This is a genomic window from Falsiroseomonas sp. (assembly GCF_041690465.1).
Taxonomy (GTDB): Bacteria; Pseudomonadota; Alphaproteobacteria; order Acetobacterales; family Acetobacteraceae; genus Falsiroseomonas.
This window is the reverse complement of the sequence record NZ_JAWLHG010000002.1, coordinates 37,979-53,045: the sequence shown is the minus strand read 5'-3', so window position 1 is coordinate 53,045 and position 15,067 is coordinate 37,979. Positions and strand designations below refer to the sequence as shown.

The window sequence follows — 15,067 nt, the reverse complement described above, 5'->3', positions numbered from 1 at the left end:
CGGGGGCATAGTGCCCCGGGGGGCGTCGCGCCTGCCCCCCCCCCGGGGCCGCGAAGGCGGCCGGCCGCAAGTGCGTCATGCGGAACGCATGCCGGCGGCATGGTGCAGCCAGGCCGGCGGAGCCGGCGCCCGAGGGCCAGGAAGGCTCATGCCATCGGTCAACGAGGTTGGCCGTCGGTATGGGAGTGGCGCGCATTCGCGGGCGCGTCCTTCGGCCACAGGTGATCGCGCCAGCCGAGCGCGATCGCCAGCGTGACGAGCAGGCCGCTGCCGGCATAGAGCGCCACGGTCCCGGCGAAGCCGATCCAGGCGACCAGCGGCCCGCTCGCCAGCAGGCCGAGCGGCAGGCCGTAGACCGCGAGCATGCGCAGCCCCATCACCCGCCCGCGGAAGCCGGGCCGCGAGACGCGCATCAGCAGCACCGACATCGGCACCATGCAGAAGCTCTGCACCGTTCCGATGAGGAACAGGATCGCCATGCCGGCCACGGGCGAGCGCACCACGGCGAAGGCCAGCAGCAGCGCGAACCAGGCCAGCGCCGCAGCCAGCATCGTCCGCGCCGCGTACAGCTGGCCGCCGCGCGCACCGAGGAAGATCGAGCCGAGCAGCGCCCCGGTGGCGAAGCTCGCCGCCAGCCTGCCGAGCCCGGTCTGGTCCAGCCCGTACACGTCGCGCGCGACATGCGGCAGCAGCCCGCCGGTCAGCGGGTAGGCGACGAGGTTGGCGAAGAAGGCCAGGCACATCGCCGCCAGCAGCGGCGGCGTGCCACGCACATAGGAGACGCCGTCCTTCAGGTCGAACCAGACCGAGCCGATGGGCTGCCCGCCGGCGGCCGCGCGGGACGGGCGGGCATCCTCGACGCCGAGCATCAGGAGCAGGCTGGTGGCGTAGAGCCCGACCACCACGAGGTAGGCGTGGCCGACGCCGAGCCAGGCGACCAGCGCCGTGCCGGTCAGCGCGCCGACGATGCGCGCGGTGTCGGCGCTGGTGCGCTCGATCCCCATCGCGCCGGTCAGGTAGGGCGCGGGCATGGTGGCGCCGATCAGCGCGTTGCGCATGCCGATGTCGGAGGGCCTGACCAGGCCGGAGAGCAGCGCGAGGGCGAAGACCGCGGCGATGCCGAGCGTGCCGGTGAGCGCCAGCGTCGCCATCACCGCCGCCAGCGCCGCGTAGATCGCCCGCATGCCGACCAGCAGGCGGCGATGCCCTAGACGATCGCCGACCACGCCGAACATCGGCGAGATCAGCGTGCCGCCGAATTGCAAGGCGGCGAAGCTGGTGAGCCAGACGACCGAGCCGGTCTCGGTCAGGACGTACCAGCCGAGGATGAGCGTCTCCATCTCGAACGCCCAGGAGGTCGCGAGGTCCGCCGGCCATTGGAACCTGAAGCTGCGCTGGCGGAACGGCCCGAGGACTTGGACGCGCGGTGTCGGACTCAAGCGGCGTGGTCGCCGGCCATGGACTTCATCCCCCCGCGGCGTCGCGCGCCGCCTCTCCGGGGGAGACTAGGACGGCCCGCGCGGGCCGTCATCCGGCACGCGACGGGTTCCGGCAGAGGTCAGCGGGCGCCGCGCATGTAGCGCCGTTCCGGGCGGTAGGCGAACCATGCCGACACGTCACGAAGCCGGAGCCGGACCACGGCCGCCAGACGCCGCATCGCCCCGCCATCGCTCCTCCTGCTGTCCATGACACGCTGCTCCCTCGCCAAGTTGTCGCGACAGAGCTAGCAGCGGCGTGTTTCGGCGTGGTGTCGCCGCGGGTTTCGAGCGTATCGCCGCGCCGAGTCGTCGGGCGGACGGCGGCAGGCGCCTCGTCAGCGCGGCAGGCCGAAGACCGGCCGCAGGCGGATGCCGAGCCAGCAGCCCGGCAGGACCGCCAGGAACCACACCAGCCCGTGCAGGCTCGCCGAGGAGGCACCGCCGAGGAAGGCGCCGACATTGCAGCCGAAGGAGAGCCGCGCGCCGACCCCCATCAGCAGGCCGCCCAGCACCGCCCCCGCCGCGCCACGCCGGCCGAGCGACGTGCCGTGCCGCAGTTGCCCCTTCGCCGCCGCGGCGATCAGCGCACCCAGCAGCAGCCCGACATTCGAGAGCGAGGAATGCGAGGCGAGGACCGGACCATCGAGCGCCGCGCGCGCCCAGGCCTCGGCCCAGAAGGGCTGCGTCGCGAGGTCGAAGCCCACCCCCTGCACCACCTTCGCGGCCCAGAGCGTCAGCCCGGCGGTGATGCCCCACGGCATGCCCGAAGCGAGGAACAGCAGCGCCGCCAGGGCGCCGATCGCGGCCGCGTTGCGCAGCGCGGACCAGGCGGGCCACGCGCCCCGCAGCACGACGAGCGCCGCGACCAGGAGCAGCGCCTCGATCGCCAGCAGCGCGCCCCAGGGCCCCAGCCACGCCACCAGATCGGCCTCGCCGAGGCTCGGCAGGGCCATCGCCGATGGCAGCAGCAGGCTGCCGATCACGCCGCCGACGCAGAAGAAGGGCAGCGTCACCCACATGCGGCGCGAGCCCTGCCCGGCGGCGACGAGCACGCCGGAGCCGCAGCCATTCGCGATCTGCATCCCCAGGCCGAACATCGCCGCGCCGACGACCAGCGACGTCCCGACCGGCGCCACGAAGCGCCCATAGCCCTCCAGCAGGCTGCCCATCGGCACGATCGCCAGGGCGGCGACCGCCGGCATCAGGAAGCTGGCGCCGACCGCACGCCCGTCGCCCCGCTCCAGCAGCGCGCGGAAGCCGCCGACGAAGCCGAAATCAAGCAGCACGAAGGCAGCGCCGAGCAGGAGCGACGCCAGCAGCACGCCGGGCAGCGCGGTGTCCGGCAGTGCAAGGACGGCCAGCAGCGCAAGGCCGGCGCCACCCGAGCCGACCAGCAGCGCCGCGACATGCGGCCGCGGCGCGGCGGGGAGCGAGGCGCCGGCCAGCAACACGCTACTGCGCTGCCTGGCGGACCAGCCGGTCCGGCAGCGCCCCGATGGCGCGACGCTGCTCGGGCGGGAACTCAGGCGGCACGGGCTTGCCTCCGCGATGTGATGCGACTGCGAGGATGTTCGTCCGTCCGCGGGATCGGGTTACGCGCTTCAGCCGGGAAACCGGCCTTGCCGAACGCTCGCTTGCGCCTGCGCCTCGCCTGCGCCCCAGGCGGAGCTGTCGCGGATCGGCGCCTGGAAGCGCGGCAGCGCCTGCCGGTCGTCAGCGCAGCAGGCGCAGGATGCGCAGCTCCTCCAGGTCCAGCTCCTCCTGCAGGCCGGCGAGCACCTCGTCGCCCAGCGCGCCGTCGCGATGGTGGTCGAGCAGCGCCGCCCGCCCGGCACGCAGCGCGGCCAGGCGGATGCGCAGCCGCGCCTCCAGCTCCGCCCGTCCGCCGCCATCGGCGACGCCGAGGAAGACCCGCGCCTTGTCGCGGTACTCGCCGACCAGATCGCGGGCGACGGCGCCCTCCAGCACGTCCTCGGCGCGGCGCTCGACCTCGGCGAGGGTGGCGTGGGCAACCGCGTGGCGCGCGGCGGATTCCTCCGGCGGCATCGCGGCGGCGCGCTTCTCCTCCACGCCCAGCCGGCGGATCACCCAGGCCAGCGTCGTGCCCTGCAACACCAGCGTCGCCAGGATCGCGCAGAAGGAGAGGAACACCAGCAAGTCGCGCTGCGGGAAATCGAGCGGCAGCGCCAGCGCGGCGGCGAGCGAGACCACGCCGCGCATCCCCGACCAGGAGATCACCACCAGGTGCCGCCAGGGCTCCATCGGCTCGCGCCGCCGCACCGAAGGCAGCAGGCAGGAGAGCCAGGCGACCGGGAACACCCAGACGAAGCGCGAGAGGATCAGCACCGCGGAGATGGCGAGCGCCAGCCCCGCCAGCTCCAGCGCGCCCTGCCCGGCCAGGCGCTCCAGTATCCCTTCGAGCTGCAGCCCGACCAGGATGAACACCAGGCTGGTCAGCAGGAATTCGCAGAACTGCCAGACCGCGCGGGCCTCCACCCGCGTGCGGGAGGTCAGCACGCGGTGCTGCAGCTGGCCCATGGTCAGGCCCGTGGTCACCACCGCCACCACGCCGGAAACCTCCAGCGCCTCGGCCAGGAAGAAGGAGGCGAAGCAGGCGATGAAGGAGGCGGCGATCTCCAGCAGGGTGTCGCGCAGCCGCCCGATCGCCCAGATCGCCGCGTGCCCGATCGCCCAGCCGATTGCCGCCGCGCCCGCCGCGACCAGCAGGAAGGAGGCGCCCGCCATGCCCCAGGAGACGGTGCCCGCTGCCGCGGCGGCGATGGCGAAGCGGTAGAGCACCAGGGCCGTCGCATCGTTCACCAGGCTCTCGCCCAGCAGCACCACGACGATGCGGCGGGGGATGGAGAGCGTGTTCAGCACCGCTGCCGCCGCCGGCGCATCGGGCGCGGCGACGATGGCGCCGAGCGCGATCGCCGCCGCCCAGGGCAGGTCCGGCACCAGCCACTTCGCTACCACGCCGACCGCGAAGGCGGAGAACAGCACTGCACCCACCGCCAGCAGCAGGATGGGGCGGAGATTGGCCCTGAAGGCGCGCCAATCCGTCCGCCAGGCGCTGGCCTGCAGCAGTGGCGGGACGAAGAAGGCGAGCGCCAGCTCGGGGTCGAGGGTCACGCTCGGCACGCCCGGCACGAAGGCCAGCGCACTGCCGCCGACCACCAGGATCACCGCATAGGGGAGCTTGAACCGCCGGGCGAGCAGCGCGAAGGCGATGCAGGCCGCGACGAGGGCCAATACGGCCTGCACGATCGCCATGGCGATACCTTACCCGCAACGTCCCGTGGCCCGGCAAGGCCCTCGGGTGTCAGCCCTCGGCTGGCATGGCGGCGGGCGGGAAGGCGTGCTCGATCATCCGATGGGCGATCTCCCGCTCGCCGAGGACGGTCAGCGTGGCGCCGAGGCCGTCCAGATGACGGACGCAATCCTCGGAATGCGCGCGGGCCAGGATCTCGAGGCCGGGATTGATGGCGCGCGCCTGCTCCACCACCTGGCCGGCCTCGAACACCTCCGGGATGGTGACGAAGAGGCGGCGGGCCGCGGCCAGATTGGCCAGCGCCAGCACCTCGGGATCGGCGGCATTGCCGACCACCACCTCGGCGCCGTCGTGCCGCGCCGCCTCAACCGCCTCGTCGCGTTCCTCGAAGACCAGCATGCGCCGGCCGGCGGCGGCGAGGCGCGCGCCGACCAGCGAGCCGACACGGCCATAGCCGACCAGCACGTCGTGGTCGGTGAGGCTCGTCATCACCAGCTCCTGCTCCGGCTCGGGCGGGGCCGGCTCCGCCGGCGCTGCCGGGCCCGCGACCGGTGCCGGCGCGGGTCCCGGTGGCGGCGTCGCGGCGGCGGGCGGGGGCGGCGGGTGCTGCGCCGCCGGGATGGTCCGCGCGCGCCGCCGCTCCACCAGCGCGAAGGCCAGCGGGTTGAGCAGGATCGACAGGATCGCACCGGCCAGCACCAGGTCGCTGCCCTCCGGCGGCAGCATGCCCAGCGCGCCGCCCAGGCCGACCAGGATGAAGGAGAACTCGCCGATCTGCGCCAGGCTCGCCGAGACCGTCAGCGCGGTGCCGGAGGGATGACCGAAGGCGCGGACGATCGCGTAGGCCACGGCCGACTTGCCGACGGTGATGATCAGCACCGTCGCCAGCACCGCCAGCGGCTGCTCCACCAGCACCGCCGGGTCGAGCAGCATGCCGACGGAGACGAAGAACAGCACCGCGAAGGCGTCGCGCAGCGGCATCGCCTCCTCCGTCGCGCGCTGGCTGAGCCGCGTCTCGCCGAGCACCACGCCGGCGAAGAAGGCACCGAGCGCGAAGGATGCGTCGAACAGCTTCGCCGCGGCGAAGGCGACGCCGAGCGCCATCGCGTAGACGGCGAGGCGGAACAGCTCGCGCGAGCCGGTATGCGCGGCATAGTGCATCACCCAGGGGATCAGCCGCCGCCCGGCCAGCAGCATCACCGCGACGAAAGCGGCGACCTTCGCGAGCGTCAGGCCGAGCTTGAGCAGGATCTGCTGCGTCGAGGCGCCTTCCGCCGAGCTCGCCGCCGCGATCGCGGGCAGCAGCACCAGCGCGAGCACCATCGCCAGGTCCTCGACCACCAGCCAACCCACGGCGATGCGGCCGCGATCGGTCTCCAGGATGCGGCGGTCCTGCAGGGCTCGCACCAGCACGACCGTGCTGGCGACCGACAGCGCGAGGCCGAAGACCAGCGCCGCCGGCAACTCCCACCCCATTGCCAGGGCGAGCGCGCCGCCCATCAGGGTCGCCGCGGCGATCTGCCCGACCGCGCCCGGCACCGCGATCCGTGCAACCGAAACCAGGTCCTTGATCGAGAAGTGCAGCCCGACACCGAACATCAGCAGGATCACGCCGATCTCCGCCAGCTCGGCCGCCAGCGCCTGGTCGGCGACGAAGCCCGGCGTGAAGGGGCCGACCGCCACACCCGCCAGCAGGTAGCCGACCAGCGGCTGGATGCGGATCCGGTGCGCCAGCAACCCGAAGATGAAGGCGAGCACGAGGCCGGCGGCGATGGTGGCGATCAGCGGGGTCTGATGGTCGGGCATGCTGCTCCCTTGTTGGTACCTGCAGCCCGGCCATGCAAGCGCCGAAGCGCGCGTCAGTCCGCTTCGGCGAGCAGCGCCTGGAGATCGAGGCGGCGCGTCACCATGGCCAGCTCTCCGGCAGCGTCGCGCGGCCATTCCTCGCGCGGGTGGTCATGATAGAGCTCGACGCCATTGCCGTCCGGATCGCGCAGGTAGAGCGCCTCGGAGACGCCGTGGTCGGAGGCACCCTCGAGCGGATGGCCGGCCTCGACCAGGCGCTTCAGGGCCTGCGCGAGGCTGCGACGGTCGGGATAGAGCAGCGCGACGTGGAACAGCCCCGTGGTGCCGAAGGGGGGTGGGCTGCCGCCGGCGCTCTCCCAGGTGTTGAGGGCGATGTGGTGGTGGTAGCCGCCGGCGGAGAGGAACACCGCCTGGCTGCCCATGCGCTGCTGGACCTCCAGCCCGATCACGTCGCGCCAGAAGGCCAGCGCGCGATCGAGGTCGGCGACCTTGAGATGGACATGGCCGATGCGCAGGCCGGGCGGCGCGGCCGCATGGTCCCGGCGGTCGGCTTCGAGGGTGGCTGACATGGCTGCGGTCTCCCTTTGCTGCCCGCAAGATGGCAGCGAGGGAGGCTTGGTTCCAATCGGCAGGCGCGATGGACGCCATGGGTGCGGCGGATGAGGCGGCGGTCTCCTCCATCCCGACCAGCCCCGGCGTGGCGGCAGTGCCCCCCGCGCAAGCGCGGGGGGGGGGGAGAGCAATCAGCCGGCCGCGAGCCTTCGCCGGTTAGCCGACCGCGAGCCGCCGCTCGACGATCTGCGTCTTCATGCTCTTCTGCAGCTTCTCGAAGGCCCGGACCTCGATCTGGCGGACGCGCTCGCGGCTGATGTTGTACTGCTGCGAGAGCTCCTCCAGCGTCGTCGGCTCGTCCTTCAGGCGCCGTTCGATCAGGATATGGCGCTCACGGTCGTTGAGCGTCTTCAGCGCCTCGCCCAGCAGCTGGCGACGGTTGGACATGTCCTGCCGCTCGGCGAGCTCGCTCTCCTGGCTCTCGCTCTCGTCCACCAGCCAATCCTGCCACTCGCCCTCGCTGTCGGCGCGGACGGGGGCGTTCAGGCTGTTGTCGGGCGAGGCGAGGCGGCGGTTCATGCTCACCACGTCCTGCTCGGGCACCTGCAGCGCCTTGGCGATCTTCTCCACCTGCTCGGGCTTGAGGTCGCCCTCCTCTAGGGCCGACATCTGGCCCTTCAGGCGGCGCAGGTTGAAGAACAGCTTCTTCTGCGCGGCGGTGGTGCCCATCTTCACCAGCGACCAGCTGTGCAGGATGTATTCCTGGATGGCGGCACGGATCCACCACATGGCGTAGGTCGCCAGGCGGAAGCCGCGGTCCGGGTCGAACCGCTTGACCGCCTGCATCATGCCGACATTGCCTTCCGAGATCAGCTCACCGACCGGCAGGCCGTAGCCGCGGTAGCCCATGGCGATCTTGGCGACGAGACGCAGGTGCGACGTGACCAGCTTGTGCGCGGCCTGCTCGTCGCCTTCATCCTTCCACCGCTTCGAGAGGTTGTATTCCTCCTCGGCGGTGAGCATCGGGAATTTCCGAATCTCCTGTAGATAGCGGGCAAGGTTGCCCTCAGGAGCCATCGGGATGGACATGCTGGAAGCCATAAGGGGATCTGCCTCCTGCGCCGCCCTTCACCCCCCGTGACGGCGGGGTCAGGTGCGGCCTTGGTGGTCCGCCAACGCCTTCCGGGCCCTCCCGTGCGCTCTCTGCCCCGGTCACGACGGGGAGAGCGCCACGGGTCCTGGCTTGTCCGCAGGACCGTTTCGGTCCCGGGTCCGCGAGGTGCAAGCGGCACCCGGCCGGCGTCGTCACACGGCTTGTAGCGGATTCGGGGGGCGGGGTCCAGAAAAACCGACCTGCAAAGTCGGTTTACGTCCGGTTACCGTCTTGCAACATGGGCCTCCAGCCGCGCGAGCAGGTCGGCCATGTCGGGCGGCGGCGGGGCGCGGAAGGAAAGCGCCTCGCCCGTCACGGGATGGCGGAATCCCAGGGTCTCCGCGTGCAGGGCCTGGCGCGGGAAGGTCAGCAGCGCGCTGCGCAGGTTCTCCGGCAACAGCCGGGCGGTGGCCGGGATCCGGCGGAGATAGACGGGATCACCAACCACCGGGTGGTTGATATGCGCCAGATGCACGCGGATTTGATGGGTGCGGCCGGTCGCCAGCCGGCAGCGCAGCAGGCCGGCGGCAGCGCCGTAGCCGCGCTCCAGCCGCCAATGCGTGAGCGCGGGCTTGCCGCCGCGGCCGACCACCGCCATCCGCTTGCGGTCGATCGGATGGCGCCCGATCGGCGCCTCCACGGCGCCGCTGGCGGTGGCCGGCAGGCCCCAGACGAGCGCCAGGTACTCCCGGTCCAGGTCCCGGGTGGCGAAGGCGGCCGAGAGCGCCGTATGCGCCCGCTCCGTCTTCGCCACGACCATGACGCCCGAGGTGTCCTTGTCGAGCCGATGCACGATGCCGGGCCGCGCCTGCCCGCCGATGCCCGAGAGGTCGTCACCGGCATGCGCCAGCACGGCGTTGACCAGCGTCCCCTGCTGGTTGCCGGGTGCGGGGTGGACCACCAGGCCTGCCGGCTTGTCGAGCACGATCAGGTCGCGATCCTCGAAGAGGATGGTGAGGGGGATGGCCTCCGCTGCCGGCGTCGCCGGGACCGGCGGTGGGATGGCGAGCGCATAGCGGGCACCGGCGCGCACCGATTCGGCCGGGTCGGTGAGCGGCACGCCATCCCGGCTGGCATGGCCTGCCTCGATCAGCGCCTTGACCCGGGAGCGCGACAGGCCCTCTAGAGCGCTGGCGAGAAAGCGGTCGGCGCGCGTGCCGGCGGCCTCGGGCGGCGCCGTGGCTTCCTGGCTGAGGGGCGACGGCGCGGGATCGGCGGGGGTTTGCGTGGCTGCGCTCAAATGGCTTGTCGTTGTGATGGGGGTGCTGATCGTCGTCGGCACCCTGGGGCTGGCGGTGGCGATCGTCCAGCGTCTGAATGCAGGCGACCCGACGGCGACGGTCGGACCGGCGCATCTCGGCCAACCCGCGGGAACGCGGATCGTCTCGGTGGCCGGCGTTGCCGGGGTGGATGGCCGGCTTGCGGTTCTGGTGACACGCCCGGACGGCGACCGGCTGCTTCTGGTGGATGCCCGCACGGGGCGCGTGGTCGGCGAGTTGCGGGCGGCGGAATGAGCGGCCGCAGCGGACATCGCAGGCCGTTCCTCCCCGGCAAGGCGTGTCGGGTGGGCGCGCAGCTGGGACCGGGTGTTGTCCTGTTCTGAATAGGTCCGGCATCGCTTGCCGGGTGGCCTCGGCGGCGGCCCGGGCATAGCCGGCGTTCCAGGCCGCAGATCAGAGTGCCGTAGCGCCGATCGCGTCGCCACGCCCTGCGGCCGAGGGTGCGGCGGAAGCGGCGCAGTCGCACGCGCAGTGGGCGTTGTGGGCACCCTCGGAACGTTCACCGCAGGCCGGGCAATGCGCAAAGCCCTGCCCATGATGGCAGGCGATGACGATCGTCTCGTCACCGACTCGGCCGCCGCGACCACCAGGCCGGGCGGCGGCAAGGCTTGCGGGTCGAGGCGGGACATCGCTGGCGCTCCGCCGGGATGAGTGTGCGCCACAAGCGTCGATCAAGCACGCAACAGGCGACAGAGCCCCTCCTCGACGGCGAAACACAACCAGGGACGTGACGGCATTCGGCGAGATCGGGCGCATCCCTGGCGATGCTGCCGACAGCCCGCTGGTCGATCTCCGCGGCCGTGCGACCGTGGCGTTGTCCGGCGTCACCCTTGGCTGGCAATCGCTGCCCCTGCGGGCCAGCAGAACGCGCTCCCATGGGGAGCGGGCACGCACCACGTGCACCGCAGCCGTTGCCGGCGCGAGTGGCACCTGCGGGCTGCGCGGCATGACCGCGAAGCGCGTCGGCCGAGGATGGGACGGTTGGCATAGGCATGAGACCCATGCCCATGCCGCCGGCACAGGCGCCGCACTACGGTGGTGTCCGGCGATCCGGCCGAGGCCCTCGCCATCTGCATGCGGGGCTCCGGCCCGTCACAAGGAGAAAATGCCATGACCATCCGATCTTCAAGCCTGCGCGTTGCGGCGCTGGCCGCTCTTGCCGTTGCCGCGGGTGCCGTCGGCGCGCCCGGCGCCTCGGCGCAGCAGCGCAACTGCATCGACACCCTGGCCGGCATGAGCGAATTCTCCCGCTTCGTGAACGGCGTGGTGCGCGCTCGCGCCGTCGGCGACTTCCGCAACGCCAACAGCATCACGATCTTCGCGCCGACCAATGATGCGCTGTCCGGCGGCGCGCGCAGCGCGCTCATCGACCGGCTCTTCCCGCTGGTGGACGGCAACCGCGAGGCCGACCCCGTCCTCGCACCGGCCGCGTTCCAGGCGCATGTGGTGCAGGGGCGCCATGACAGCGCGGCGCTCCGCCAGGGCGGCGAGTTGACGACGGTCGCCGGCACGACGCTGCGGGTCAGCACGGCGAATGGCGCGCTGACGGTGGCGGAGAAGGGCGACGTGATGGCGCGCGTCACACGCGCCGACATCCCCTGCTCCAATGGCGTGATCCATGCCATCGACGCGCCGCTGATCCGCTGAGTGCGGCTGCCGGCAGCGAGCCCGGGCACGGCGTCATCTGCACCGTCGCCGTGACCCCGGGCCCGCAGCGCCGGCTCCCGAACTGCTGGACCGGCATGGTCCTGCGCACACCCGGGGCTATCAGCGCGCACATGGCCGTCGGCGGCCGACAGTTCACCAGCTTCGCCGGCAGACCGCCGCCGGCCGCGTCGCTGGAGCGCACGGCGATATAAGGGCCTCCCGAAGGCGTTCGGGAGGCCCTTGCCGTTTCGGGCCGCAAGCCTGGCTCAGCGCTGTGCGCGGCCCGCCTGCACGCCCTCCTCGAAGGCACGGTCGCGCGCGCGGACGTGACGGTCGTAGACGAAGCCGCCGCCAGCGCCGAGCCCCGCCCCGATCGCAGCGCCAAGCCCCGCATTTCCCGAGAAGGAGCCGACCAGCGCACCAGCGCCGGCTCCGGCCAGGCCACCGGTCATGGCGCGCTGCGTGCCGGGATCGAGATCGGCGCAAGCCGTGAGGGCGAGGAGTGCGGCGCCGCTCAGCGCCAGGGGAAGCTTGCGGATCATCGGGAATTCCTCCGTGCGGCGGGTTGCGAGCTCGCAGGCGTCGGGCAGGGATAGGCGGTGACGGCCCACCGCATCACGCCATCGATCGCGCGCTCCCCGGCATGTTGCGGATTGGCGCGCGCCCAGGCGACGAAGGCGGCCTGCGCCTGTTCCACGGTCGGCATCGGGTCGCTCAGGCAGAACATGGGCGAAAGACCGCCGCGCGCGGTGCTGGCCGCGTGGTACTGCCCGGCGCCGACGAGGAAGCCACGGCAATAGGCGATCGCCGCCGCCTCGGACGACGCGCACAGCTCGGCCAGCGGGCCGGTGCTGACCGGCCCCGTCTGCGCGGCGGCGGCCCCGCCAAGCGCTGACGCCACCATCAATCCTGCGATCAAGCTTCTCATCGAACTCCTGCCCTCCGCCCCCCACGCTTCCCGTGGGCGGTGCGGCCAAGCTTCGCCGCACCGCGCCGACCGGCGCATCGGCAGCTTGTCGCCGGAGTTTGCGCGGCGTCCCGGTCTCTGCGCTCAGAAACGGACGGCAAGGCTGAGCGAACCGAACTGCGAGCCTTCGCGCTGCGTCTCGAACTCCTTGCTGCGCATCGTGTAGGTGAAGGTCAGGCGTGCGCGCGGGAACACCACGGCGATGCCGAGGCTCGCATCGCCGACCAGCGGCTCGCGCTCCACGCTGCGGCTGTCGCGCCAGGTGTTGCCGTCCAAGGTGATGTCCCGGGCGATGGCCCGGCCTTCGACGGCGACGAAGCCGTACCAGCCCCAGCGCTCGGTCGGCTGGAAGAACACCGATCCGGCCGAAACCGGCCGGGCGCGCGGTGGGCCGAAATCCGCTTCCAGCTCCGTGCCGACGCGCAGCATGAGCCCGGCGGCCGCGTAGGTCTGCACATTGCCGAGGCTCGCCGCCAGGCTCGGCACGAACCCGTACTGCAGCCCGCCCTCGCCGAGCGGCCGGTTCAGCCGCCACTGCCGGTTCAGCACGAGGTTGAGCCCCGGCTCGTCCTCGATCTGTGCGTCCCAGCCGAGCGCGCGGTCGATGTTGAGCAGGTCGTGCGTGTTGTTCTGCACCTGCTCGCCGAGCGCGGAGGGTCCGACCACGCCGATCTGCAACTCGAGGCTGCCGAACTCCCGCGGCGTGTAGGAGATCAGCGTCACCGCGCCGTAGAGCCATCCGGCATAGGGCCGGTCGTTCGGGTCGGGGTTGCGCGCCAGCGTGTCCTCGGGCGTGAACTTCTTCTGGCCGAAGGCGAGGCCCCAGCGGGCGATCCCGCCGGCAGGGAACAGCAGCCCGGGCCGGTCCGTCACTGCCGCCAGCCAGTCCGGCGGGTTGTAGGAAGGCGAGCCCCAGGCGAACAGGAACCCGTTGGTGTAGAAGCGATCCCGGCCCGAGAAGGTGTCGTTCTCCAGCAGGAAGACGAAGGTGCCGGCCGGGTCGGCCGGGCGCGCCGGCGGCGTCTGGGCCGCGGCCGGCAGGATCGCCAGCGCCGCGGCGGCGCCAAGAGCGGCACGGGCGATCCGCGACACCGCTCAGAAGCGCCAGACCAGGGGCACGAGGAAGACGCCCACGATGAAGAACCAGATCATCATCGGCAGGCCGAACTTCCAGTACTCGCCGAAGGCGTAGCCGCCGGGGCGCATCACCATCAGGTTGGTCGGCGTCGCGATCGGCGTCAGGAAGGCGGCCGCGGCGGCAATCGCGACGGTCATCAGCACCGGCAACGGCGACACGCCCATCGCCGTCGCGGCCGCGACGCCGACCGGGATGATGATCAGCGCGGTGGCCGTGTTGCTGATCAACTGGCCGAGCACCGCGGTCAACACGAACAGCCCCGCGAGCAGGATGGTGGGGCTGCCGCCGGCGGCCATCGCGACGAGCCCATCCGCCAACAGCTCCGCCGCGCCGGTCTGCACCATGGCGGTGGACAGCGGCATCATGGCCGCGACGAGGATCACCGTGGTCCAGTCCACGGCGCGGTAGCACTGGTCCACGGTCATCACGCGGGTCAGCACCAGCGCGAAGGAGCCGAGAATCCCGACGACCGCCGCCGGCAGCAGGCCGGTGGCCAGGAAGAGGACCATCACGCCGAGCACCGCCAGCGCGCTCCACGCCCCCGCGCCGAGCGGCACCGCCTGGCGGCGCACCAGGTCCGGGGAGTTCACCACCAGCACCTGCGGATCCGCGAGCCGCACGTCGAGCGCCCGCCAGCTGCCCTGCAGCAGCAGCGTGTCGCCAGCCTGCAGCGCCACCGGCTCCGCCCCGACATCCGCTCCGCCACGCTGGATCGCGATGACGACGAGATCCCCGCTGTCGGTGACCATGCCCTGGTAGGCGGTCTGGCCGATCATCGCCGAGCGCGGCGGGATCATCACCTCCGCGAGGCCGGAGCTGCGGTTGAACAGGCTGTCGCGCAGGTCGTCGTCGCTGTTCTCGAGCCGGAATGCCAGGTGCTGCGCGGCGGCGAGGCGCGCAGCCTCCTCGCCCTGGCCGGAGACGAGCAGGAAGTCACCTTCCGCCATGGTCTCGCGCTTCAGGCGCTCGCCGGTCTCGCCGTCATGGATGGCGACCAGCCGCAGTCCCTCCCAGGAAGGGACGTCGAGGGCTGAGGGGGGCTGGCCGATCAGCGGGGAGGTCGCCCGTAGGCGCAGGCGGAACAGGCCCTCCTTCAGTCCGTACTGCTCGACCAGTGTGGTGGCGTGGCGGCTGAAATCCGCGCTCATCGTCTCGCCGGCGCGGTGCGGCAGCAGCTTCTCGCCGAACAGCACGGTGATCGCCATGACACCGAGCAGCAGAGGCACGCCGACGATGGTGAATTCGAAGAAGCCGATGGCGCGGAAGCCGGCCTCGGCCGCCGCCTCGCTCACCAGCACGTTCACCGGCGTGCCGGTCAGCGCGAGCATCGAGCCGGCATGGGCCGAGAAGACCAGCGGCATCAGCAGCTGCGAGGGCGCGCGCCGCAGCCGCAGCGCCATCACCACCACCACCGGCAGCAGCGCCGCGACCGCGCCGTTGACGCTGATCAGTGCGGTGAGCACCGCCACCAGCAGGGAGATCAGCACCATGAGCCGCGTGCGGCTTTCCTCGCCGGCGCCGCGGATCAGCATCTGCCCGGCCCAGGCGGTCACGCCGGTGCGGTCCAGCGCGGCGCTGATGACGAACAGCGTCGCGATGAACATCACCGCCGGGTCGCCGAAGCCGGACAGCGCCTGGTTCAGCGTGACCAGCCCGGTCGCGTAGAGCGCGAGCCCGACGCCCATCGCCACCACGATGACCGGAATGCGGTTCCAGACGAAGAGGACGATGGCCGCCAGGATGATGGCGGCCATCAGCGTGATGTCACCCATGGT

The 15,067-nt window shown here is 72.2% G+C and carries 13 protein-coding genes; 2 read left to right on the top strand and 11 right to left on the bottom strand.

Annotated features, from left to right (window positions below; genetic code table 11):
- Positions 1–158: 158 nt before the first annotated feature.
- From ACESM1_RS02465 to ACESM1_RS02435, 7 genes are all read right to left on the bottom strand, one after another.
- Entirely contained in the window at positions 159–1,439 is a 1,281-nt protein-coding gene (locus ACESM1_RS02465; protein WP_372617410.1) for an MFS transporter, read from the bottom strand.
- Between the two features lie 374 nt (positions 1,440–1,813).
- Positions 1,814–2,929: a YeeE/YedE thiosulfate transporter family protein gene (locus ACESM1_RS02460; RefSeq protein WP_372617409.1), complete on the bottom strand. Its 1,116-nt coding sequence runs from the start codon at positions 2,927–2,929 to the stop codon at positions 1,814–1,816.
- Positions 2,930–3,191: 262 nt separating this feature from the next.
- Positions 3,192–4,751, bottom strand: coding sequence for a Na+/H+ antiporter (locus ACESM1_RS02455; RefSeq protein ID WP_372617407.1), 1,560 nt, complete (start codon positions 4,749–4,751; stop codon positions 3,192–3,194).
- A gap of 49 nt (positions 4,752–4,800) precedes the next feature.
- Positions 4,801–6,555 carry a cation:proton antiporter gene (locus ACESM1_RS02450; protein ID WP_372617405.1) on the bottom strand — a complete coding sequence of 585 codons (1,755 nt, stop codon included), beginning with the start codon at positions 6,553–6,555 and terminating at the stop codon, positions 4,801–4,803.
- Between the two features lie 53 nt (positions 6,556–6,608).
- Positions 6,609–7,124 (bottom strand): VOC family protein, encoded by a 516-nt coding sequence (locus ACESM1_RS02445; RefSeq protein ID WP_372617403.1) that lies wholly within the window; start codon positions 7,122–7,124, stop codon positions 6,609–6,611.
- A gap of 199 nt (positions 7,125–7,323) precedes the next feature.
- Positions 7,324–8,208 (bottom strand): RNA polymerase sigma factor RpoH, encoded by an 885-nt coding sequence (gene rpoH, locus ACESM1_RS02440; protein WP_372617402.1) that lies wholly within the window; start codon positions 8,206–8,208, stop codon positions 7,324–7,326.
- Positions 8,209–8,483: 275 nt separating this feature from the next.
- The gene (locus ACESM1_RS02435) at positions 8,484–9,500 is read right to left on the bottom strand and encodes an RluA family pseudouridine synthase (RefSeq protein ID WP_372617400.1); all 1,017 of its coding nucleotides are present in this window, start codon (positions 9,498–9,500) and stop codon (positions 8,484–8,486) included.
- Between ACESM1_RS02435 and ACESM1_RS02430 the strand changes: the two genes are divergently transcribed.
- Both ACESM1_RS02430 and ACESM1_RS02425 read left to right on the top strand, forming a co-directional pair.
- A complete protein-coding gene (locus ACESM1_RS02430) occupies positions 9,487–9,774 on the top strand; it encodes a DUF6476 family protein (protein WP_372617399.1) in 288 nt (95 codons plus the stop codon). The genes ACESM1_RS02435 and ACESM1_RS02430 overlap by 14 nt on opposite strands.
- A gap of 876 nt (positions 9,775–10,650) precedes the next feature.
- Entirely contained in the window at positions 10,651–11,187 is a 537-nt protein-coding gene (locus tag ACESM1_RS02425) for a fasciclin domain-containing protein (RefSeq protein WP_372617372.1), read from the top strand.
- Between the two features lie 266 nt (positions 11,188–11,453).
- Here ACESM1_RS02425 and ACESM1_RS02420 read toward each other — a convergent pair whose 3' ends face one another.
- The 4 genes from ACESM1_RS02420 to ACESM1_RS02405 form a co-directional block, all read right to left on the bottom strand.
- Positions 11,454–11,729 (bottom strand): glycine zipper domain-containing protein, encoded by a 276-nt coding sequence (locus tag ACESM1_RS02420; RefSeq protein ID WP_372617397.1) that lies wholly within the window; start codon positions 11,727–11,729, stop codon positions 11,454–11,456.
- On the bottom strand, positions 11,726–12,115 hold the full coding sequence (locus tag ACESM1_RS02415; protein WP_372617396.1) for a Rap1a/Tai family immunity protein: 390 nt from the start codon (positions 12,113–12,115) through the stop codon (positions 11,726–11,728). The genes ACESM1_RS02420 and ACESM1_RS02415 overlap by 4 nt, the downstream gene beginning before the upstream one ends.
- A 123-nt stretch (positions 12,116–12,238) precedes the next feature.
- The gene (locus ACESM1_RS02410) at positions 12,239–13,246 is read right to left on the bottom strand and encodes a lipid A deacylase LpxR family protein (RefSeq protein WP_372617394.1); all 1,008 of its coding nucleotides are present in this window, start codon (positions 13,244–13,246) and stop codon (positions 12,239–12,241) included.
- Between the two features lie 3 nt (positions 13,247–13,249).
- Positions 13,250–15,064: an SLC13 family permease gene (locus ACESM1_RS02405; protein ID WP_372617393.1), complete on the bottom strand. Its 1,815-nt coding sequence runs from the start codon at positions 15,062–15,064 to the stop codon at positions 13,250–13,252.
- Positions 15,065–15,067 lie beyond the last annotated feature (3 nt).